Origin of the sequence: Arthrobacter sp. LAPM80 (assembly GCF_046736435.1) — a bacterium.
Lineage (GTDB): Bacteria > Actinomycetota > Actinomycetes > Actinomycetales > Micrococcaceae > Specibacter.
In genome coordinates this window covers 16857-37111 of sequence record NZ_JBCHVD010000014.1, presented here as the reverse complement: position 1 = coordinate 37111, position 20255 = coordinate 16857, and the positions used below count along the sequence as shown (strand labels likewise).

Annotated in this window: 17 protein-coding genes and 1 pseudogene; 8 read left to right on the top strand and 10 right to left on the bottom strand. The window is 57.6% G+C overall.

The window, feature by feature from the left end:
- Window positions 1–145: 145 nt before the first annotated feature.
- The 3 genes from AAGW05_RS13815 to AAGW05_RS13805 form a co-directional block, all read right to left on the bottom strand.
- Window positions 146–505 (bottom strand): hypothetical protein, encoded by a 360-nt coding sequence (locus tag AAGW05_RS13815; RefSeq protein WP_411805133.1) that lies wholly within the window; start codon window positions 503–505, stop codon window positions 146–148.
- A 605-nt stretch (window positions 506–1110) separates the two neighbouring features.
- Complete coding sequence (locus AAGW05_RS13810) at window positions 1111–1665, bottom strand: hypothetical protein (protein WP_411805132.1); 555 nt, start codon at window positions 1663–1665, stop codon at window positions 1111–1113.
- Between the two features lie 36 nt (window positions 1666–1701).
- A complete protein-coding gene (locus tag AAGW05_RS13805; protein WP_411805131.1) occupies window positions 1702–3636 on the bottom strand; it encodes a DNA-binding protein in 1935 nt (644 codons plus the stop codon).
- Between the two features lie 298 nt (window positions 3637–3934).
- Here AAGW05_RS13805 and AAGW05_RS13800 point away from each other — a divergent pair, with 298 nt between their 5' ends.
- From AAGW05_RS13800 to AAGW05_RS13780, 5 genes are all read left to right on the top strand, one after another.
- Window positions 3935–4423: a TIR domain-containing protein gene (locus AAGW05_RS13800; protein WP_411805130.1), complete on the top strand. Its 489-nt coding sequence runs from the start codon at window positions 3935–3937 to the stop codon at window positions 4421–4423.
- Window positions 4420–5334, top strand: coding sequence for an HIT family protein (locus AAGW05_RS13795; RefSeq protein ID WP_411805129.1), 915 nt, complete (start codon window positions 4420–4422; stop codon window positions 5332–5334). Before AAGW05_RS13800 ends, AAGW05_RS13795 begins: the two co-directional genes overlap by 4 nt.
- Window positions 5335–5498: 164 nt before the next feature.
- A complete protein-coding gene (locus tag AAGW05_RS13790; protein WP_411805128.1) occupies window positions 5499–5960 on the top strand; it encodes a hypothetical protein in 462 nt (153 codons plus the stop codon).
- On the top strand, window positions 5947–6654 hold the full coding sequence (locus AAGW05_RS13785) for an HD domain-containing protein (protein ID WP_411805127.1): 708 nt from the start codon (window positions 5947–5949) through the stop codon (window positions 6652–6654). The genes AAGW05_RS13790 and AAGW05_RS13785 overlap by 14 nt, the downstream gene beginning before the upstream one ends.
- Window positions 6635–8089, top strand: coding sequence for a TIR domain-containing protein (locus AAGW05_RS13780; protein ID WP_411805126.1), 1455 nt, complete (start codon window positions 6635–6637; stop codon window positions 8087–8089). The genes AAGW05_RS13785 and AAGW05_RS13780 overlap by 20 nt, the downstream gene beginning before the upstream one ends.
- Here the strand turns inward: AAGW05_RS13780 and AAGW05_RS13775 are convergent.
- Window positions 8067–8711, bottom strand: coding sequence for an NUDIX domain-containing protein (locus tag AAGW05_RS13775; protein WP_411805125.1), 645 nt, complete (start codon window positions 8709–8711; stop codon window positions 8067–8069). The genes AAGW05_RS13780 and AAGW05_RS13775 overlap by 23 nt on opposite strands.
- Before the next feature lie 211 nt (window positions 8712–8922).
- On the opposite strand from AAGW05_RS13775, the pseudogene AAGW05_RS13770 reads away from it, so the two are divergent.
- Together AAGW05_RS13770 and AAGW05_RS13765 are read left to right on the top strand one after the other, a co-directional pair.
- Window positions 8923–10109, top strand: a pseudogene (locus AAGW05_RS13770) (IS3 family transposase).
- Between the two features lie 84 nt (window positions 10110–10193).
- On the top strand, window positions 10194–11030 hold the full coding sequence (locus tag AAGW05_RS13765; RefSeq protein WP_411805124.1) for a hypothetical protein: 837 nt from the start codon (window positions 10194–10196) through the stop codon (window positions 11028–11030).
- A gap of 102 nt (window positions 11031–11132) precedes the next feature.
- Here the strand turns inward: AAGW05_RS13765 and AAGW05_RS13760 are convergent, their stop codons facing one another.
- The 6 genes from AAGW05_RS13760 to AAGW05_RS13735 all read right to left on the bottom strand — a co-directional run bounded on the left by AAGW05_RS13760 (window position 11133) and on the right by AAGW05_RS13735 (window position 18768).
- Complete coding sequence (locus tag AAGW05_RS13760) at window positions 11133–12494, bottom strand: hypothetical protein (protein WP_411805123.1); 1362 nt, start codon at window positions 12492–12494, stop codon at window positions 11133–11135.
- Window positions 12495–12723: 229 nt separating this feature from the next.
- Window positions 12724–13539: an ExeA family protein gene (locus tag AAGW05_RS13755; RefSeq protein ID WP_411805122.1), complete on the bottom strand. Its 816-nt coding sequence runs from the start codon at window positions 13537–13539 to the stop codon at window positions 12724–12726.
- Window positions 13536–15125 (bottom strand): DDE-type integrase/transposase/recombinase, encoded by a 1590-nt coding sequence (locus AAGW05_RS13750; RefSeq protein ID WP_411805121.1) that lies wholly within the window; start codon window positions 15123–15125, stop codon window positions 13536–13538. Before AAGW05_RS13750 ends, AAGW05_RS13755 begins: the two co-directional genes overlap by 4 nt.
- Before the next feature lie 85 nt (window positions 15126–15210).
- On the bottom strand, window positions 15211–15612 hold the full coding sequence (locus AAGW05_RS13745) for a hypothetical protein (RefSeq protein WP_411805120.1): 402 nt from the start codon (window positions 15610–15612) through the stop codon (window positions 15211–15213).
- 443 nt (window positions 15613–16055) lie between these two features.
- Window positions 16056–17315, bottom strand: coding sequence for a hypothetical protein (locus tag AAGW05_RS13740; protein ID WP_411805119.1), 1260 nt, complete (start codon window positions 17313–17315; stop codon window positions 16056–16058).
- Window positions 17316–17346: 31 nt separating this feature from the next.
- A complete protein-coding gene (locus AAGW05_RS13735; RefSeq protein ID WP_411805118.1) occupies window positions 17347–18768 on the bottom strand; it encodes a hypothetical protein in 1422 nt (473 codons plus the stop codon).
- A gap of 588 nt (window positions 18769–19356) precedes the next feature.
- Here AAGW05_RS13735 and AAGW05_RS13730 point away from each other — a divergent pair.
- Window positions 19357–20250 carry an oxygenase MpaB family protein gene (locus AAGW05_RS13730; protein ID WP_411805117.1) on the top strand — a complete coding sequence of 298 codons (894 nt, stop codon included), beginning with the start codon at window positions 19357–19359 and terminating at the stop codon, window positions 20248–20250.
- Window positions 20251–20255: the final 5 nt, after the last annotated feature.

Below are 20255 nucleotides of genomic sequence, written 5' to 3'. Positions count from 1 at the left end.
GTGAATACTTCTCGTGGTGTCAGGAATCCTGGGGCGGCGCGGGTCCCTGTCGTTGAGCTCATCAGCGATGGAGTCTAGATAGGGCTGGTGGCTGGTCAGCTCGATGCCCATGGCCAGGTACTCCCGAATCAGCCCATTTGTGTTCTCATTCGACGGGCGTTCCCATGGCGTGTGGGGGTGGGTGAAGTACACCGGCAGGTCGGCTCTCCTTGCCGGTGTTAAAGTCCTTCGGCAGTACCGTTGCCGCAGCTTTTCCTTCCGCATCGGTAATCCCGGAAAACAGCCGGTTATAGCTAGAGAAATCGCTCAGTAGTTTCGTGATGTCAGGACCGGCCGACGCAGCACCAGGTTCCGGAGGACTCATCAAGATAACCGGTGCACTCTCCGGATCATTGAAGTTGTCGAGGTCAAGCAGCACGATCAGTAAATCGGGGAGGGGCTTATTGGTTTCCTTATGCAGGATCTTAAAAAGCACCTGATAGCTGTTTTGCTGGATAGCGTCCATGTGCGACTTCCTCTACGCAAGAAAAAGAACCGCCAGTAATCTGAGAAACTGCATGCCAGTGCGCCGATTTAGAGTGTCACGTTGCACTCGTTCGACCTCTGCGGCCTTTGAATCCAAAGGTCTCATCTTCGCTTGGTAACCAAAGAGACCGGGAACATGTCCCTCCAGCGGACTAATTATAAGACCAAAATTTTCCGACATCAATAAGACGACGAGGGTCAATTCAAGTGCTCGCGAAATGAGTGCGTACCCACCACGAAAGTAGGGCAGGTCAGGCTGCCTCCCGATTGCTCAAAGTGACGTTGCAATCCAGTGCTTGGAGACGGCTGGTGGCGTTGTTCTTAGTTCGGGTGGTGTCCTTTTTGAGCGGTTTACCCGCAGCGACCGTTATTCAAGTGGCCCGTATTCATCCAATGCCTGGGGTCCCGGCTGCGGTGTCCAAGTCCACGGGAAGGCATGGGCGTGGACGCTGAATGCCCGCACCGCTCTCTCGCGGCCCTCGATCATCGTGGAAACCGCGGCCTACCCGAAGACCATTGTGAAACATCACGGGAACGGTGAGGAAGCCGGAAAGATCGACACCCACCAAATTGTACAACGCACTCCTAGCCCACTGGGGAAAGAAATTCGTAGGAAACCCAGACTTGGATTTCTGTCAGCCCAGCGGTGTTGGTGCCCGTGGCAGCCACTTCCGTGTCAGGGAGGGTCAGTGTCCACTGTCCGGCCAAGCCGTGGCCCCATAACGGGGACAACAACGGTTCTTCAAGCGGGTCACCCAGAGTTCCGGGACTCACCCCCGAGAGTTCAAGTGCCGTGTGCGGGCATTGAATGGTCTGAGTGTGGGCTCGCAGGATCTGCGTCTGCCGTTTTCCATCGGATTTGGTTTGTCCATAGACTGACCCGTGCTTGACTTGGCAGCTGCTGAGTCCGCTGGGCGACGTGGCCCCGATGAGCGCTACCGCCACTGAATGAATCTTGGCCTCGACGTGGCCTTGCGGGAGGTCACCCAGCAGGATTTCGAAGCTCAACATGTTCGTGGTCTTGAATTCCGCAATGGCGTCGGGATCGCTGAACGAAAGGCGCCAATAATCGGTGTCAAGATGGCCGACAATGCCGCTGAAGTTGTCGAGGTAGTCGGTCTCCAACTGGATCGGGCTCACGAAGTGCGACCAAGCGGCGGAGTAGGCTCCGGCCATCTAGCTCAGGGGAATGTAACCTTCGGTGAAGTCGGCCTGGACATCGGGTGACACATACCCGCTATCCAAGCGGACGGTAGTCGATTCATCCCTCCGGGTGTAGATCTCCACCGCCCGTTGAGCCATGAACGCATAACGCAGGAGGTCATCGCGACGAGTGGCGGCTGTCTCGATGAGGATCTCGGCGGCTTCGACCAGCTGGGCTCCGTTGGTGGTTGTGGAGGCCAACTGCCCGTTCGCCTGGGCGACCAAGGAAGTTCCCTGGTCCACCCTGGCCTGGCAGGCCCTGACCTGAAGGTCGGCCTGGGCCTTTAGATTCATGGCCAGCAGCAGTTCGTGGCCTGCCTGAAGGGCCTGCTTGACAAGTTCCAGGTATTTGGAATTGGCTGCGGTCTTGGCCGCATCCAGCTTGTTGATGACTGCGACGAGGTTCATGATCGACTTGCCGGCGGCGATCAGTCCACCGATGTCCTTGCCAGCTTTGGCATATGCATCCTTGAGTTCCTGGGGTACGTCACCGGTGACGATCAGCTGTGCGGCGATCGCTCCTGCGCCTTGGTAGACGTCCGAAGCCAAGGTGATGAATGCTGGCACGAGGGCAACAAGGCTTGTCCCAGCCGTCGGGATCGCTGCAACGACGGCCACCACGGCGGCGGCGACCTCCAGAACCGTGCCGATAATTCCCCCAATGCTGACTGACTCGTCCTCCATGGCGGCCTTGGCTGCCGTGGTCTGCTGGGTCAGGGAATTGACAATCGATTCGGCATTGGTCGCGTTCTGTTGCCAGGCATCCGCCCCCGCCTTCGCCGCATCCAAGTCCGCGGTAGCCGTGCTGACTCCGGATTCGAGCTCGGCCAGGTGCTGTCCGAGCTGTCCCCTCCAGATCTCATTGATGACTCCTCCAAGAAGGAAGGCAATGGCAGAGCCGAAGGCACCGAACACGGCGCTGCCCCAGGCCGTGTAGCCCTTGGCATACACCTCGAACGCCGGGGTGACGTCGAGGCTGTTGGAGAGTCCCAGGACGTTTTGGTTGCCGGATATTTGGGCATCAAACCGTGAGGCCAGTGCATCGTTGGGGCGCAACTGCAGCACGCGGTTGAACTCACCTGTCGCTAAGGCCAAGTTCGGCTTGGTAGTTCCACTGGGAACGTTGGCGCGGCGGTAGAAGTACTCGCCGTTGGCCAATCGTGCATCTGCCCATGCCGATGCGCCCAGCCCCAGCGCGGCCCTTACGGAGGCCCAATACTGGTCTTCAGGTACCGGCCCCCGCCGTTGCGATGCCCGATACCCCGTTAGCGCCGTGTGCCCCTGCTGTGCCAGACGGTCCGTTGGTGCTATGCCAGCCGGCGCCCCCAATACCCGCGATCCGGCCAGCCGCCCCCCGGCGCCACCGGCACCACCGCTAGCGCCAAATCCACCTGTTGCTGCAAAAACAGGCTGCTGCACTACTGAAAGGTAGTTGAGCTGGATGCTGCCGCCATGGGTCCCAGGGCCGCCGTCGCCACCATTTCCACCAGCGCCTCCTTCACCCGGAGGGAATCCATCGATCTTCCGCGGAATCGTCCTGCGTCCGATACCGCCGTCTCCACCCGCCCCGCCCGGACCTCCTTGTCCGCCGGGACCGCCATTGGCCAGAAACAAGCCCCCGCCCCCCCAGGCGTTCTGGATAACGGCGTGTTCCGCTGTGGCGGTGCGGACGGCTTCTTCCCACACGGCGCCGGCGAGGCGCAGGGCCTGCTCGGCGATGGTGGTGTGGGTGGCGGCGATCTTGGAACCGGCACTGTCGCGTTCGGCCCGCCATTCATTCAAATACCGTCCGGCTTCCGCGCTGGACACCCCGGCTGCTTCGCGCGCCGTGGCGACGGTGGGGTTGCCCGTGGTGCTGATGCGCTCGGCGGCGGCGTAGACGCGATCCTTGACTGATTGTTCGGCCACGGCTGCTACTTCTTAGTAGTAAAAGTTGTAGTAGTAATACTACTACTTTCATGTGTTCGTCGCCTCTCGTCTGGCGTAGCTCCGCCCCGCTCGGCCGGCCATTCGGCGCCGTTGTCCTAGGCAATGGCGGCCGGGAGGCTGAACGCCTCCTGCACGACGGGCTGGCGATCTCTGGTTGCCTAATCACTGGTTGGGTGTCGGCCATGTTGCAGTAACCAGCCGCTAGTGTCTGTGGTCCTAGGTACTCTTGGTCGAGGGGCGATAATTGCTTGCCCCTCAACCAAGAGAGGAGCCAACTTTGGCTACCAAGACGGTGTTATATTCCTTCCACTACGAGCGGGACGTGAAGAGGATCATGCTCGTGCGGAATATCCAAGCACTTGAAGGGCAGCCGTTGCTCGGTGCTCAACAATGGGAGGAAGTGCGCGGCCAAGGCCAGCAAGCTGTCGTCAACTGGATCGACAAGGAGATGGCTTACAAGCGGACCGTAGTCGTGCTGATTGGAGAGGAGACGGCCAGTCGTCCATGGGTTCTATATGAAATCGAGAAGGCGTGGCTGGCGAAGAAACCGCTCGTCGGCGTGCGCATCCATGGGCTCTCCTCTATGGGGGAAGTAGACGCACCAGGTGCGAACCCGTTCGACAAGGTGCCGGGTGTGAGCGGGATTCCAGTGTTCGATCCGACTCGAACTGATTGGCAGGGGAGGATTGACACGAAAGCAACATATGCCAACCTCTCCAATAACCTAGAAAACTGGGTCTCTCAGGCCAAGGCGCGCATTTGGTGACTGAGGCGGAGTGCCCGTTCTGCGAGATCATCGGTCGAGACGATCCCGATGCTCGCGAGGTTTATCGAGACGAGCACGTCGTCGCATTTTTTCCGACTGATCCAGCGGTGCTTGGTCACGTTCTTGTGGTGCCTAGGCGTCATGTAAATGATATCTGGGGTCTCAAGCCCGAAGAAGCGACAGAGCTATCGCGTGCCGTGCTGAGGCTTGCAAGAGCTGTGCGCGACGCACTTCAACCCGAGGGATTGAATGTCATCCAGTCTAACGGGTCCGTCGCTACGCAAACCGTCGCGCACCTTCATGTTCACCTTGTTCCTCGGAGCAACGGCGACGCTATGGGGCCCATATGGCCCGAAGAGACAGACTATCCAGAGGATTCGAAGGACGAGACTCTTCGTCGTATTCGGGAGGCGGTGCGTCATCTGAGCGATTCGTCTCAACCACCACTTAGCGCTGAAGATCGTCGCAAGCATTTGGATTATATTCAAGCGGTAGTGACTCGTCAGTCTGCAGCGTCTTCTGCTTCGAAAGGATGGCTACTTCCGATCGTTACGGCGACTTACGGCTTTGCCCTCACTCAGCACGCTTGGTCGCTAGCAGCGCTGGGACTAGTATCGGTCATCCTCTTCGCATATCTCGATGCAAATTACCTAAGAAGCGAGAAGCGATTTCGTGAGCTCTACAATACGGTTGCTAGAGCGAAGCGAATGGTTCCTCACTTCACCCTAGATCCTGCAGATGCGGAAGATCCTGTTCCTGATGACGCTCCGACTGTCTCTAAGTGGCGGGGATTCGTAAGTAATTACCTTCCAGAGAGGGCGATCTGGATGTCCTGGTCGATCGCACCATTCTACCTTGCGCTGCTTCTTGTGGGGGTTGGGGTCCTAGTCATCGCCAGATGCCATCCATAAGAATGTCGCGTCTGCTTTGTTAGTGCCAAGTAATCTTCATGCAGTCCGGTTCCCACTGCTTCGCAAACAATGACGTCACGCCAATACCAGTCCAATCCACCGATCATGGCACCTATGTTACAGTTCGGTTCTAGGTCGTCTGCGGATAAATATACGGAGGGTCCATGCGGTTAAAGTTCAAGACTATTCGAAAGCAGGGGCGTCTCTTCCTCCTGCGGGCAAGCCTGCAACTCGCCGACGGAGGCTCGGTGAAGGCACACTTGATTCTCAATGATGACCTCGATGGTGCACACAAACATCCATGGAACTTCACGTCGTTCATGCTGCTCGGCGCTTACACGGAAGAGGTAGACGGGAGAATCGAGGCGCATAGGCCGTTCACTCTCGTCCGCCGCTACTTTTATGAGCGACATCGTGTCATCCTCTATCGTGTCGGACGCTTCCGGTTGCCATGCATCACAGTGGGGCGATACTCCGCCAAGCTGGAACCATGGTGCGAACGGCAGAGTATCTGCGACTTCTGCCGCCCAATGGGCGAATGTGCCGACAAGGCCTACTGGTTGGACCGTCGTCACTTGAGTGGCGTTGACAAGGATGAGGAGACGGGCGAACATGCCGCAGGTTGATCATCAGGAGGCCGTGGATTGCGAGACGGCCATCAGGGCAGCCTCCACACCGTTGGTGCGCGAGGCACTCCGCTACGCGTGGCGCGAGCTAGAAGGTGATTCCTCTGGGCACGATCCGTTGCATGTGGTACGAGTGTTCCTCACCGCGCAGAGACTATCCCGCGCCGAGCGGGCTTCGCTCGAACGGGTCGAGTTGATCGCAGCGCTGCACGATGTACAGGATTTCAAGTTCACGGGTGACACATCATCCGGAGCTCGTGCGGCTCTTCTGTGGTTGACAGAGCATGGTGCCGACTCCGCATTGGCGGAGGATGTGTCCCGAAACATCCAGGGGATCTCCTTCAAAGGCGAGGGCACGCCGGCCGAGTCGTTAACTATCGATGGTCAGTGCGTGCAGGATGCAGATCGCCTCGACGCACTAGGGGCAATCGGCATCGCCCGGTGCTTCGCGTACGGCGGTAGTGTAGGTCGATCGATCTTCGATCCGGGCCTCGAACCGATTTACCACGACACCGTCGAGTCATATCTGGCGACCAAAGGCACCAGTATCAACCACTTCTATGAGAAGCTGCTGCTCATCAGCGATCGTCTGAACACCGATACGGCGAAGAGGATTGCCCGGCGGCGACACGAATTTATGGAGGCATTCCTTGCAGAATTCATGGACGAGTGGAATGGTGCCGACTACCGATAACGTTGCGCGCCGGGCCGCCGAGCTTTTGCGTGTCGACGACTTTCCCACCCTCGTTGAATCCATACTGGCGCGGTCCCGGTTGGGCGGCAACAAATTCGAGGCAGGCGAGTTCGGACGAAACGAACACTCGACGGCGACAGCTGGGGTTGTTCTCAACGGAATCGGTAGCCTTCCTTTCCTCTCCAACGAGGTTCGCTCAGATATTGCAGCATCCGTCTTCAGTCTCGTGGCCGATGATGGAACAGTCGTATGCCACGATGGCGAAGCGACCATCGGGACGACCAGCTGGTCGTTGAGTCAGGTTCTCCTCGGCCTGTGGCGTTTCGGTGGGATCCATGAGCGGGAGTCGACGGCCTTCCGTAATGGCATCCTGCGGCTTGTGAGATGTCAGACGGCCGATCACGGGTGGCAGCTAAATGACGGTGACCTCGTGGACCCTATCTTCGCGGTCTACCCCACTCTACTGTTTCTCCGCCTCTCACACGACACGCAGTGGACGTCTTTCGCACAGCCGATCCTCGCCCGCACCCGTGCCTACTTAATGACCATGTTTCAGCCCGAAGCAAAGGCGACTCCCCTAGACAAGGTTCTGGCCATGTCTCTCGTAGAGCGGATCGACCGTGTCATGCCCACAAGAGCCGATCAGCATTCGATCGCGCAGCAGCACAAAGCAGGGCTGATCGGCTCCCTCATGAACTCTGCAGGTGAGCTGACGCTCCGTGATCAGGATGTGCGCAACGACATTCAACCTCGCTGGCACTCCACAACGTGGGTGCCGCCGCTCTACCTTTTTACCCGGCAATGGGGCGGCCCTCTGTCTCCCTATAATCTCTTGATCGGTGAACGTCTCGTGAACGAATTCGATCCTGATTGCGAGGCATGGCACGGCCTTCCAGGGAAGCGGGGTGCGGGAAGGTCCTGGGCAAGTTCACTAGCGCTAGCAAGCACCTACAGGCTTGCAGAAGACCTTGTGTCAGAGGGCGTATCGTATGAAAAATGGGAGGAACATGTGAAGAGCTCAAAGAGGTTCGACGTCGTGATCTCGTTTGGCGGACCAGATCGGTCGATCGCCGAAGTGATAAAGTCCCGACTGCTCGACGCAGGGCACACAGTCTTCTACGACCAGGATTATCAGCATGAGTTGCTCGGCGAGGATCTGATGATTCGTCTCCAAGAGATCTACTTCTCAAAGAGCCGCTATGCCATTGTCATCCTGTCCGAGTCTTTCCTCGCCTCCAACTGGGCATACAACTGTGAGTGGAGGGCTGTGCTCGAACGCATGCTGAGCCAGAAGGAAGGCTACGTACTCCCCTACTTCACGGGCGACGTCATTAAGGTCCGCGGCCTTAACTCTACGATCGGATATATCTCCGGCAAGGAGACGAGTCCTATGGAGTTCGCCGAGATCGTTATCAAGAAGCTTCGGAGCTCGTGACAGGAGTGCCACACCACCGAGAAGCGGCCATCGGAAATCCGCGATTCTGAAGGAGCATGAGCGTCCCGTCAGCCGTGCGGTTCAAATTGAAGAGCTCATTGAGTGAGAGCCATCGCAGTGACCTGTGCTTGTGTGGCTCCCGGTTCTCCGGCCGCCCTCGAAAGGCCGTGACCTCTACCAGGTGGAGGTTCACCTCAACGGTCAGACCCTCTCGGATGTACCGGAATCGCTGTTGTGCGAGTTCTAAGAATGTAACGCTTTCGAGCCCGAGCTCTTCATTTAGTTCCATCGCGACGCTCCCCGCGAGTGATTGGCCAGGGTTGCATTTACCCAATGGAATGGTCCACCAGTTGAACTTCACATGATCTAAGGCTAGATAAACGCCGCCTGGCCCCGGAATCGCCATCGCTACAGCGTCGTGATCCACAACATCGTCGTGCGTATAGGCGGGTTCCTCGATCAAGCGGCCACCAAGTTTGTCACGCGCCTTGGCATCCAGCTGGTCACGTTTGCAGTCACGCTCGTCCCGACGCATGAGCTTAAAATACCATGGAAATAGCAGCATGCCAGAGATCGACGCACCGACATGCTGTAACGCCGCTAGAGGAATGGATTTGGACACTTGTCATTCTCCGAAGGCGACTGCATAGGATGTCCAAAGTTGTCTGCACAACTCAGGGGTCGAGTAGGAACTGAACCGTGGTTAGCGCTAAGCCTGAATCCACCGATTTGGTTGGCGGGTTGCACGGTGTTTTAAACACGAAAGGGTCTGACCAGTGTTTAGTTGACATCTGACTTGTGAGTTTTGGCTTGCAAGTGAAAGGATGTTTAACATGCCTAAAGCTTTTCCTGAAGAGTTCCGCCGTGACGTGGTCGCGGTGGCCCTTGACAGGCGAATCCACTATTGTCCAGATCGCGAAGGACTTCGGTATTTCTCCGGCCGCTTTGCATCGGTGGTTGAAGATCGCCGATGTTCAAGACGGGGTGGTCCCCGGGGTCACCAAGGAAGAATCCACCGAGCTGCGAGAAGCGAAGAAACGCATCCGTCTCCTTGAGCAGGAAGCGGAGGTGATGCGCCGGGCGGTGGCTTATCTTTCCCGGGATATCAACCCAAAATGATGTACCCGCTGGTCCTTGAACTAGCCGCTCCCCAGGCCCCTGTACGGGTGCCGGTCGCGGTGACCTGCCGGGTCTTGGGATTCTCCCGCCAAGCCTTCTACCAATGGTGTACGAACCCTGTCAGTGACAGGGACTGGGAAGAAGCACACCTAGTCAACGCCGCCTTGGATATCCATGCAGAAGAGCCAACTTTCGGGTACAGGCTGATCCATGACGAACTTGTCCACGAACAAGGCCTCGTGGCTTCCGAGACCCGTGTGGGGCGGTTGTGCAGCGAGAACAGGATTCTTTCGGTCATCCACAGCCGGCGAGGTACTGGGAAGAAAGCTGGCCCTCCCGTTCATGACGATCACGTCCAGCGGGACTTCACGGCCACGGCGCCGAACCGGCTGTGGCTGACCGACATCACCGAGCACCACACCGGCGAGGGCAAGCTCTACCTATGCGCGGTCAAGGATGTTTACTCCAACCGGATTGTCGGCTACTCCATCGATTCCCGGATGAAGGCTGCTTTGGCGGTTGACGCACTGGCTGCGGCGATCAGTCAACGGAACCCGCAAGGAACGTTGATACATAGCGACAGGGGATCTCAATTCCGGTCGAAGAAGTACGTCCGCCTGATCGACTCAGCTGGCCTGCAGGGCTCCATGGGGAGGGTCGGGGCATGTGCAGATAACGCCGCTATGGAAAGTTTCTTCTCGCTGCTGCAAAAGAACGTCCTGAACCAAAAAAGTGGGAAACCCGGGACGAACTACGCCTAGCCATCGTGGTCTGGATCGAGAAAACTTACCACCGCCGACGCCGGCAACGACGACTCGGCAAACTAACACCCATCGAGTTTGAGACAATAAACAAGACCACTCAATCGATCACCGAAATATCAACCCAAACTGTCAACTAAAGCTTGGGCAGACCCAAATGCCCGTCTTTGGCGAGTTCTAGCGGTCGATGCAACACCCCCTGAAAAAAGGGAGTTGCACCACCCATGGATTCACCATCAAGTGATAATGCTTTCTTAACGAAAAAATCACCCTCGGATAAAAGCACCGAGCCGGCTGCCGAACTGCCGGGCAAGCGTGCTTACCGGCGTTACTCGGCAGCTGATCGGGATGAGTTCTTCACAGCGTTAGAGCGCTTGGGAAGTATCCCTGCGGCCGCCCGAGAGCTGGGATATAACCCGGTCACCTGTCGTTCCTGGGCGGGTCCTTCCGACCGGGTTTCTGGCCAGAAATACTCACAGGCACACAAGGACGAGTTCTTCATTATCCTCGACCGGGTCGGGAGCGTCAGCACTGTTGCAAAGATGCTGGGCATCAACGTGCAAACATGCTTTCGCTGGGCCTACAAGGCCGACGCAGTGACCCGCAGGCCCCGTCCGAATCCGGTGGTGGCCGAGCCTTCTGCGACCGCGGAGCAGAAGGACGAATTCTTCGCCGTGCTCGCCCGTGTTGGCAGCATCAGCGTGGCCGCCCGGGAGCTTGGCCTGCCCAGGCCACGGTGTGTGAACTGGGCCCGCAAAGCCGGCATTGAGTCAATCCACCCAGGGGTGACTAAACGCGCCGAATACTTCCGGCTGCGCGAGTCAGGGGTGGGCCGGAAGGAGGCCGCTGCGGCTGCCGGGGCAAGCCGAAAAAGCGGTTATCTGTGGGAAAACGAACGGGATCGTGCCAAGGACCGCTCCGTGAGCGACGTGTCCCTGGATCTGCCGTATAAACAGGAGGTGGCGGTGCTAAATAACACTAACGAGTGGTCCCATACTCGTGGCAACGCGGTGGTCCCATCCCGCTGGCAAGCGACAAGCCTGTTTGGCCAGGGACTATGAGGCACGAGTGAGGCCTCATAGTCCGACCGATTGCTATGTAGAGCACGCAAGTACGGCCTCAAACCATCCTGAATGCAAGGGTTGCACTTTTACTGCGCGGATTCAGGATTCACAAGTACCGCAAGTACCGGATGGGGTGAGTAGGGTAAAGCAGTTGGGGCACGTTCCCGGTTGAGTGGCGCTCAATAATGTCAGCGGTACTTTTAATTCCAAGGCCAAATTTCGAGCCTCCTGAATGGGACTGGTGAATACACCATGTTGGACGCGACAATGCCCGGCATTTCCGTTTTCGATCTGGTCCCGTAGCGTGCCCAGACCGCTTTTGGTTCGATAATGCTTCCACGTCATAAGCTGCCCTTTGCGTTCAATGGTGAATAGGTTTGGTTCGGACCAAAGCACTATTGCCAGTGACTGGTCATGGTCTGACATAGCCACAATACCCAGTTTTCCCATGTCCCTAGGCAGCACTTGCATTGCTGCTCCCAAAGGATTTCCTGAGTGGCTAGTCATCTGAAAACTCTTTTGCTCCCAGCTATCAACCAGATTTCCCGATGCTTCAGCAATTGCCATGACCGATGACAGTTCCCCACGGGCCAGAATTTGAGCGACGTCGTCAAAAACGTCTGCAGCGTCAAGCGGTGCCCACCCAGGCGTTGACAGGCACTCGACATACTGTTCGAGAAGCTCGAAGGAAATTTGTTCCAGATCGATGCGCCGCGCCATAGATTCAAGTTTCCTCAGCGGAGCCGTGCTCTGACTTGCTTTTGAAAGATCCAGCCTCTGGTAGATGCAGTCCAGCGCCACAACAGTCAGTGCATCCAGTTGCGGCTTCAAGTCGGCTGCCGAGGGACTGCTCTTGGCCTGTTCTAAGAATGAAACCATGTAGCGGACTGGCAAGTACTGTTCCGGATCCGACCAGTTGCCCGCACAGTAGAAACACAGCGTCAAGCGAGCAAGTCCCAGATAGAAAGTCGTGGTGAACTTTTCCTCCAGATTATGAAACTCCTCGATACGCCGCCGACGAATGCGCTTTATTTTGTCCGCATCCTCATGATGGTCAAGGGGATCAGTAGGCGCACCGTCAACCACTATAATGACGGGCATAGCAATATCCGATAGTTGTTCGCTGTCAGAGTCAAGGTCACCGCTATCACCAGCGCCGAAGTCCTCACCACGCCACAGCCTGCTTGGACTCATGATCCCGCAGGCGAAGGTTCCAAAGACTGAACCGAGTCGATCATCCATGGAGCGTTCCAACTCCCACCGCCAGCGAACCTGGCTGTCATCGAAGGTGTCTGTTGAGGAGACTACGGTTTTCATAGCAACTGCTGGTATTTTGCTTCTGACGCTTGAACTGCGTTCCCTCAATTCTTGATTGATGACGGATATCTCTCCGGCAAAAGCATTCAGAAAAGCTGTATCGGGGCCAAGTAGATCTTCGCGGGAACTCGGCTGAAAATTCACCGTGCCACCAAGTTTGCGGGCGCTATTCAGATACCGATACGGGGTAGAAAGCGGAACGGGTTGTCCAGTGCATTCTTCACCGGTTGCTGGATGTTACCCGTCGCGTTGTTTGACGATGGGGCTGCCACCGGATTTGACGACGAAGCGGGTATGAAAACGCCCCGCCAGGATTTTCCGGGCGGGGCGTTCGTGGTCATGGTGGCGGGGTGATCGTCATGGCTGCCGGTGGTTATTCACTGAATTCACTCACCGCTGATTGGGCTGCGGATTGGTCCACGATCGCGCTTTTCGTTGAGCGGGTGGCCATGAGCGCGGCGAGGGCGAGGTTGTTGATGGTGCGTGGGTAGCCGCGGGAAGCTTGGTGGATGACGGTGATGGCGTCCTCGGAAAATAAGGGATCGGAACGTCCGGCGAAGCCGAGGTGTCCGGTGATGTAGTTTCTGGTGTCTTCGGCGTTCATACCGCCGATGGTGAATCTTGTGCCGATGCGTTGGTCCAGGGCTGCCATGACCGCTAGTTTCAACCGTCTGCGCAGAGTGGGTTGGCCGATGAGTAGCAACGCGAAATGCGACTCCGTATCCATCGAGACGTTGCTGAGCATCCTGAGTGCTTCGAGGTCCTCGTTGGAGAGTAGATGTGCTTCGTCGATGACGATGACGGGCAGGCGGGAGCGTTCATCGAGTTCCCCGGCGAGCAGGGACGCTGCTTGGGCGGCCAGGGCACCGGAGAAGAACGAGGGTGTGGCCCCGAGCGCGGTAACGATGCTCGAGCGGATCCCTCGGATCCCGATGGTCGGATCAGGAATGTAAATGATTTGGTGGCGGGAGGGTTCCAGGTGTGCCAGGGCGGCGCGGGCCGCGACGGTTTTCCCGGCACCGACTTCCCCGGCGATCACGCCCATGCGGCGTTGCTCGATGCACCAGCTGATGCGGGCGACTGCTTCGCGGTGTCCGGGGTGCTGGTTGAGGGCCGCTGGCGGGATGTCACGGCCAAAGGGCATGCGGGTAAAACCAAAATAGCTTTGCAGAGTGTCGATCTGGGTCAACGGAGGTCCTCCTTGGGCTCGGTGCGGATGCTGGTGTTCTGCTCGTGGATGTCGGCGAATCTGATCGGTGCGCCGGTCAGTGATTGCCGGTGGCGGGTCGCGACGAGGTCCAGGTAGTTGATGCCTGTGCTGATGTTGGTGGAGGTGTCGTTGTCCTTGGCGGCGTTGATGACCTTGGCATGCACGTGTCGGCCAATATCGAGGGGCTTCGCGGTCCCGGCGGGATTGCCTTGGTGGTTGTTGACCGTGATTTCCCCGTCGAGGTCGAAGGGGTCATAGACCAGCTCGACTGTGGTGCCGGCCAGCAGCGGGTCTACTTCGTAGGTGTTGGAATGCAGGGACACCGTCCCGGTCTTGGTTACCCGGCGGGTGTCTGACCACAGGAATGCTTGGCGGATCACTTCCAAGGGTTTGCGGACCGGTTCCCGGCGTTCCCAGGATGCTTCCCACCGGGCCAGGGGTGTTTGCCCGGTGCTGCTGTGTTGCTGGTGGTGGTAGACCATGTTTACCCACGCAGTGAACAAAGTGTTCAGCTCTTCCATGGTGCTGATTTCGGAGCCGGCCTGCGGGCTGGTGCCCGGGAGCATGGGTGTGTCAGTGACGGTGATCTCGCCCAGAAACTGGCTCGTGACCGTGTTGAAGAACCGCTCGATTTTTCCTCTGCCCTGGGGCCGGTACGGGGCTGAATGCACCAGCCGGATCCCGAGCTTCGCACAAGTCCTTGCCAAGGATTTGTCAGCCATGGCGGCACCGTTGTCCAGGTAGGCGATGCCGGGGATTCCATGGGTTTGCAGTGTTGGGCGCAACACCGCGGAGAGGCGGATGGCATCCTCGGCATAGGCCCAACGGGCGGCAGTAACCATACGGGAATGATCATCGAGGAACGCAAAGAGATACGTTTTCCTCCCACCAATCCGTGGCCCCTGGAGGGCATCACCAACCCAGATCTCATTCGAGGCGTTCGTTTCGAAGCGGCCGGTGGCCACCGGCCGTGTGCCGGTGGCAATGTTCTTGGCCCTAAAGTGGCGCAGCAGCGTCGTTTCCGATGGAGCTTGCCCTAAAGTTTCGGTAATAATCCGCTTGACCTGGGCCGCCGTCCGGTTCGGCTTCTCACGCTTCAACGACTCAGCTAGGGTCAGCACGGTCGAATCGGTGTAGGGGGTGCAAGCCCGTTCCTCGGGTTTCAGCCCGTCAAAGCCGCCCAAGTGCCAGGCTTTGATCCAGCGGTCCAGGGTCTCTCGAGAGAAACGGCGGGTCCCACCGAAGGGCCAAAGATGATCCCTGCTGGCCAACTCCCGCACCATCGGCCCACGCTGGCGGGTGCTCAACGACGGGTCCGCCACGGACCGGATCACCTGATAACGAAAGAGGGCAATGTTATCGCGGTGTTCCTTACGCATCAACGGCGTCGTGGCTCGCGGGGCAGGGTTGGCACGCACCGGGGAAACGGCCAGCCTCAACTCCGGCAACGATTCAGCCGTGTCGAGTGTATCCACCACGGCAGTGAGAGCCGGCACAGGAGCGGCGATCGGGCCAGGCGGGGCAGCACTGGTCTCATGGGGCAGGTGGGCTGAAGCGCTCGTCATCGAAAAAGTTCCTTCCGGTGGGGAAAACAAGGGACCGTGCCACCACTGGAATGCGGAAAGGCACGTGAACCCCACCTTCGCCCACTTACCCTTGCCGCGGCAGGGCGAGCTGGTGTTGCACCTGTTCGGGCCATCCGACCTTGCTGAAGAACCACGGCCCATGAGCAAACAACGCAGCGTACTGCCACGGCACCGTGACCACGGGCTGGGCAACCCAGCGGTACTGGTAGGCCAGGACCAAGGCATGAGCCATCAACATTGCCCACGCATTGGTTTTCTCAGTGATTGCCGGGGCCGGCCAGAACCCCAGGGACTCAGCAGTTGCCCGGTGCACCCGGGCGGCGAAAGCCGCCGCGATCGCCGGGGCATTGGTCCTGAAGTCACGGAGCCAGCCCCGCACCGTGGATTCCGGACGATCAAGCTTCATAGCGATCTTCCGGAACCCCAACCCCTCCACAGCACTCAGTTCCACAGCGTCGGCGATCACCTCCGCATGATCGGCCCGCCGGGCAGCCAACACCGCCGGCAACAAGATATGGGTGCTACCGCACTCACCGCACCGAGCTCGGCGAGGCAGGTACCGGCGGTTCACCACCGGTACCTCACACCGGATCAAACGCTGCACCCCGAAACCCCATGGCTTCAGCGATCCACGGCACGCCGGGCAAATCAGTTCACGACCAAAGAGCTGGGATTCGACAGCGTCAGGATCGTGGCTTACCGTAAGCAACAGCGCGACTCGATTCGCGTTAGAACGACCTGGTGCGGCTTCGAAACTGGCACCGGGTCGTTCGTCTTTTAAGATCAGGATCCGAAAACCCAGATCAAGGGTCCATCGTCAGCCTGACGCCGCCAACGAAGAACGTCAAGAGACCCACAAAGAAAACCAGCTCACCACGCCACATCGTCAGGCACAGCGACTACCCACGGTCATCCACCGCGACGCGTAACAGCTGGATCTGTCCAACGCAACCGCAGTATCGCGCTTTCGCCCACCTCGCGCGTTGTGAACCTTGCGCTCTTCGCCCCTGACGATATCGGGCCGAGCTGAGTCCACTCGTTGTTAGCGGGCGAATTGGAGTATTCAACGTCCAAAACATACGTCGCGGTGGCAGAGATTTCTATTTCCACGTGTTCGCCCTTACGTTCCACGCTAAAGAGCATGGGACGTAGTTTCATCGCGTAGAGGTCTGCAGGGTAGTCAGACGGGGCGTGACATGTCAGGGCAGCCAAGTCCTCGATTTTCGTATAGTTTCTCGGGTCTAGTTCTGGTTCTGGCCATAGTGGTTTGTCCATTGATGTCAAAATGGACAACTCAACATTTCCGCCGCCCTTGGCACTTTTTAGGAGCGCTGCAGTTGATAAGTTCGCACTGCCGATCAAAGCGTTGTAATCGCTACCGGTGGACCATTCGATAAGCTTGGCATGCCTGTAGCGGCTGGAATTATCGGCCAAGACTTCAAGCTCCCACTCTCCTACACAAACGGTTGCCAACGCTTCAGGGTTCGCAAACACAACGTCTGGTTGCAGAATCAGTGTCAGCTTGGCGGGCTGGAATCGCTTCAACAGCGCGCTGACGGCGGCCCCCGTATTATCGAAAAATGGTGCGGCCAACGTCAATTGGTCCACGGGTCCCGAGGGTAGCTGAGAAATAATAGATTGGTCTAGGTTATGTATTAGGTGTTGGTTGGTCTCGGTTCCGGGCACCTTCTTCACAATCTCGTGGACATGATGACTCACGCGATTCAGTGCTTTGACTGATGCCTGTGGCAGAGGAATTTCCCCGGAGAGATCCTTGAGCCACTGCGCAATTTCAGTGACGATCTTTGGACATTCGTCTACGTTGCCAGTGACGATCTGCCATAACTCGGAGTTGTTCTGCCAGCCACCCATAGTCAGATTCCCCGAGCCTATTGCCACAAATACCCGCTTAGGGCCCACTAAGAGTATGAGTTTTGGGTGGAACGCGGCGCTGTGGGCAGCAAGACCTACGAGGAATTCAGTGCCTGCCCCTTTCAACGCCATGACATCTGGTTCCCACATGTGGGCGTCGGCTACAACCGTCACCCTCGCGCCCATCGCCCTACATAGGCCCAGAATACCCCGCTCAAAAAACCCAAGATTTACGTTGAAGCTTAGAAACAACGCCTCTTCCAGGTCCCATTCGCCATTGTTCTGCAGCTCGTGCAAGACTCTTGACAGATTTACATGCTGTGACTCTTTAGGCAAGGTATCCACGCCCTTCGGCGGTCAACGTCCACTTCGAAGAACCCGTGTCTGGAATCTGTACCTTGGAAACTATTCCCAGCCCTGACATGACTTGGACAAGTTGGTCCCATCGCAATGACACTGGTCCCCCACCTTCATTGCTTGACTTGAATATCAAACCGTCCGAGACCGTAATCCTGCTGGGTATTTTCCAAACTCCGTTCTTGAACGTTCCCTTGGCCAGCGCCACTCGCTGGGACCTATCGATCACTAGTGCGATGAGCTCCCTACCGACATCAGTAATTTGCTGGTCCTGTCTTTCGTCCAAGAACTTCGCCAACCAAGATGGAGTTAACTGAGCATTGCGTATTTCTTCTTCAGGGTTTTCAAAATGTGGTGCCACCGATTCGGGCAAGTTGCCAACCCTTCGGGCACCGATGATGAGCATTGCTATTTGGCGCGCGCCAGTACATTCGATATATCTGACCACGTCCGAGATCTCAGCAGATTTGAGCTTTCCTCCAACTACGCCCAAGGGCAACTTTTGCTCGTACTCCAGAAGAGTCATATTCGCAGGTAATCCGCCAGTGAGAGAATGCTCCCACACAGAACGTGGACGAGCACCTACAAGTTTTTCATTGACAAGCCATTGCCAGAAATCACGCCATGCCTGCGTGTACCAGCGACGCAGCACTACTCCTCGCCACGCTGGGACAACATCCAATTCAAGCAAGACGTGGTCTTCGTAAGCATCCGGATCCTCGACCAGGCTGCCGGCCAAATCACGCGAAATCGACTCAGGTTCAAAGAGTTCTATGAGGCGGCCCAACATTTGAGCCGTCTGCGCACGCATCATGCCCAGGGTCCGAACCGCACTCGAGTCACGAGGAATCATCACTGAGCGCAGCCACTCCCGCTCCGTTGCAATATGACCGCAGAGACACAGATGGTTGTTTCCCTGAAGGGTCGATATTGCCACTCGATCCATCTGCGCGATCTTCAGAAGGCCATGGAACGCATGCCCAAGAATGCTTGGTTCTACCCGCACACCAGGTTCAATAAGCACAGTTCCCTGCTGAACCAGACGCATGGTCCTTTCGCTGCCTAAATATGGACCAAGGAATCCGTCCTGAGCCTGAGCATATTCTTTCAAAGCTGCGAGTTTGACAACTTCGAGCACCCCATAGCCATTCATTGACTGCTCAATTTTGTCTCCCCCGTGGGGCTGAGACATTCCAAGATGCATTTCAGGGTGTCGCCGTGCGTGCAAAATCGAAACTGCACCGAAAACGACTTCGCAACGGCGCAGAAGATCACGCGCATCTTGAGTCTCCAAGCCGGAAAGTTCGGTCGCAATATACGCGTGAAGAGAGTAATAGCGAGCGTGAGGAGTCACAGTGGTGACTCCTGGAAGCAACGCTTCGACGCGCCTCATGGGGAATCTCTCCACGGCAAGAGGAAACCGCCCTTGATATGTGCTGTCGTCCCGATCAGACCACTGGGGTTGCACTCGAACACCTCATTTTATTTCGCCCTCATTTTGCAGGGCTTCAATCAATATTTATCTGCATGGAACCCACTCCCCCAAAGAGTACCCTGCCCGTCTGGTCCAGCATCCGCAGCCGGTGCGACATAGCCTATTTCCTGCCATTACAGCTGGCGTGAGGTGCATTCCTGGAACTAGAAGTTCCTTGGGAGAATAGCTTTCATACCGTCAGGAAAATGTCCTCCGCTCCCTGGGCCTCAAGATAGGGAGGCAAGGCCCACTCCGGGTTGAGGTTCCCATTCAACCAGGCCCAAGAGCATCCTCAGTGGGCACCACTTCCAACGCCCAGACACCTCCTAAAGAAATGAGTAAGGCGAATCAGCCGCGGGGTGTCATCCCGGATATACAAGCCACGCAAAAAGGACATTGCGAGTCTGGCCGCACACAAAAATCGGTCCTACGATTGATGGAGACGGCCATGCAGGTATCGGCAGCGGAACTGAAGCAGCCAGAGTCGCAGTGATGGGAGGACTTCCAATGCGCACGAACCCCAGCCTTGCCGCGTCCACCCGCAGCCTAACCAATGCAGCCTCTGATGATTGGGAAGCCACCTACCGTCAGATGGTCTTGTACGACCTCGCTGCCGACATTGAACTCGGCTTCTTTCTGGCCTATTACCGCAACTTCGCCATTCCCAGCATCGCCGCAACCCTGCAGCGCAACGGCGAAATCATCGAACGCCCCATGAAGCGCTCCTACGACACCGCCATCGTCACCTATGAGCTCATCACCAGCGGCCTGAACAGCGACCGCGGCCACCACATGATCCGCCTGCTCAACCATGCCCACCGCCACGTCCCCGGCAGCCACGACGACTTCCTCTACGTCCTCCTCACCCTCCTCGTCGTCCCCATCCGATGGGCCCGCACACATGCCTGGAGAGCACCAACCCCGGCGGAGGAAACTGCTGCGACACGCTTCTACCGGGAACTCGGCACCCGAATGAGCATCCACAGCTTCCCCACTACGCTCCAGGAGGCCGAGAAATTCTTCGACAGCTACGAGCGGGACAACATCACCTACTCCCCCGCCGGCGCACAGCTAATGGCCGGCACAGTCCAAGTCCTCAAATCCAGGCTGCCTGCGCCCGTTAGGCCATTAACCAAAATGATGCTCACCGCAATATTCGACGACGACCGCCTCACCGACGCCCTCGGCCTCCCCCGCGCCACGCGCCTTACCAAAGCCACCCTTGGAACCGTTTTGAAGGCACGCAACGTAATCCATCGCCGTCGTCCGATGAGGACAGCGCCTCATTTCGTCCCGGGCCAAGCAGGTTCCAGCCTCTACCCCAACGGTTACCGGCTCGATGACATCGGCCCGGAGAACATCATGAAACCAACAACACGCCAGCCCAAAGAGTCATCCTGACGCCA

What these genes read in the sequence shown, in the direction of transcription:
- AAGW05_RS13815 (WP_411805133.1), bottom strand. Translation starts at nt 505, where the DNA reads ATGGACGCTATCCAGCAAAACAGCTATCAGGTGCTTTTTAAGATCCTG.
- AAGW05_RS13790 (WP_411805128.1), top strand. Translation starts at nt 5,499, where the DNA reads ATGCGGTTAAAGTTCAAGACTATTCGAAAGCAGGGGCGTCTCTTCCTC.
- AAGW05_RS13785 (WP_411805127.1), top strand. Translation starts at nt 5,947, where the DNA reads ATGCCGCAGGTTGATCATCAGGAGGCCGTGGATTGCGAGACGGCCATC.
- AAGW05_RS13780 (WP_411805126.1), top strand. Translation starts at nt 6,635, where the DNA reads ATGGTGCCGACTACCGATAACGTTGCGCGCCGGGCCGCCGAGCTTTTG.
- AAGW05_RS13765 (WP_411805124.1), top strand. Translation starts at nt 10,194, where the DNA reads ATGGATTCACCATCAAGTGATAATGCTTTCTTAACGAAAAAATCACCC.
- AAGW05_RS13750 (WP_411805121.1), bottom strand. Translation starts at nt 15,125, where the DNA reads ATGACGAGCGCTTCAGCCCACCTGCCCCATGAGACCAGTGCTGCCCCG.
- AAGW05_RS13735 (WP_411805118.1), bottom strand. Translation starts at nt 18,768, where the DNA reads ATGAGGCGCGTCGAAGCGTTGCTTCCAGGAGTCACCACTGTGACTCCT.
- AAGW05_RS13730 (WP_411805117.1), top strand. Translation starts at nt 19,357, where the DNA reads ATGCGCACGAACCCCAGCCTTGCCGCGTCCACCCGCAGCCTAACCAAT.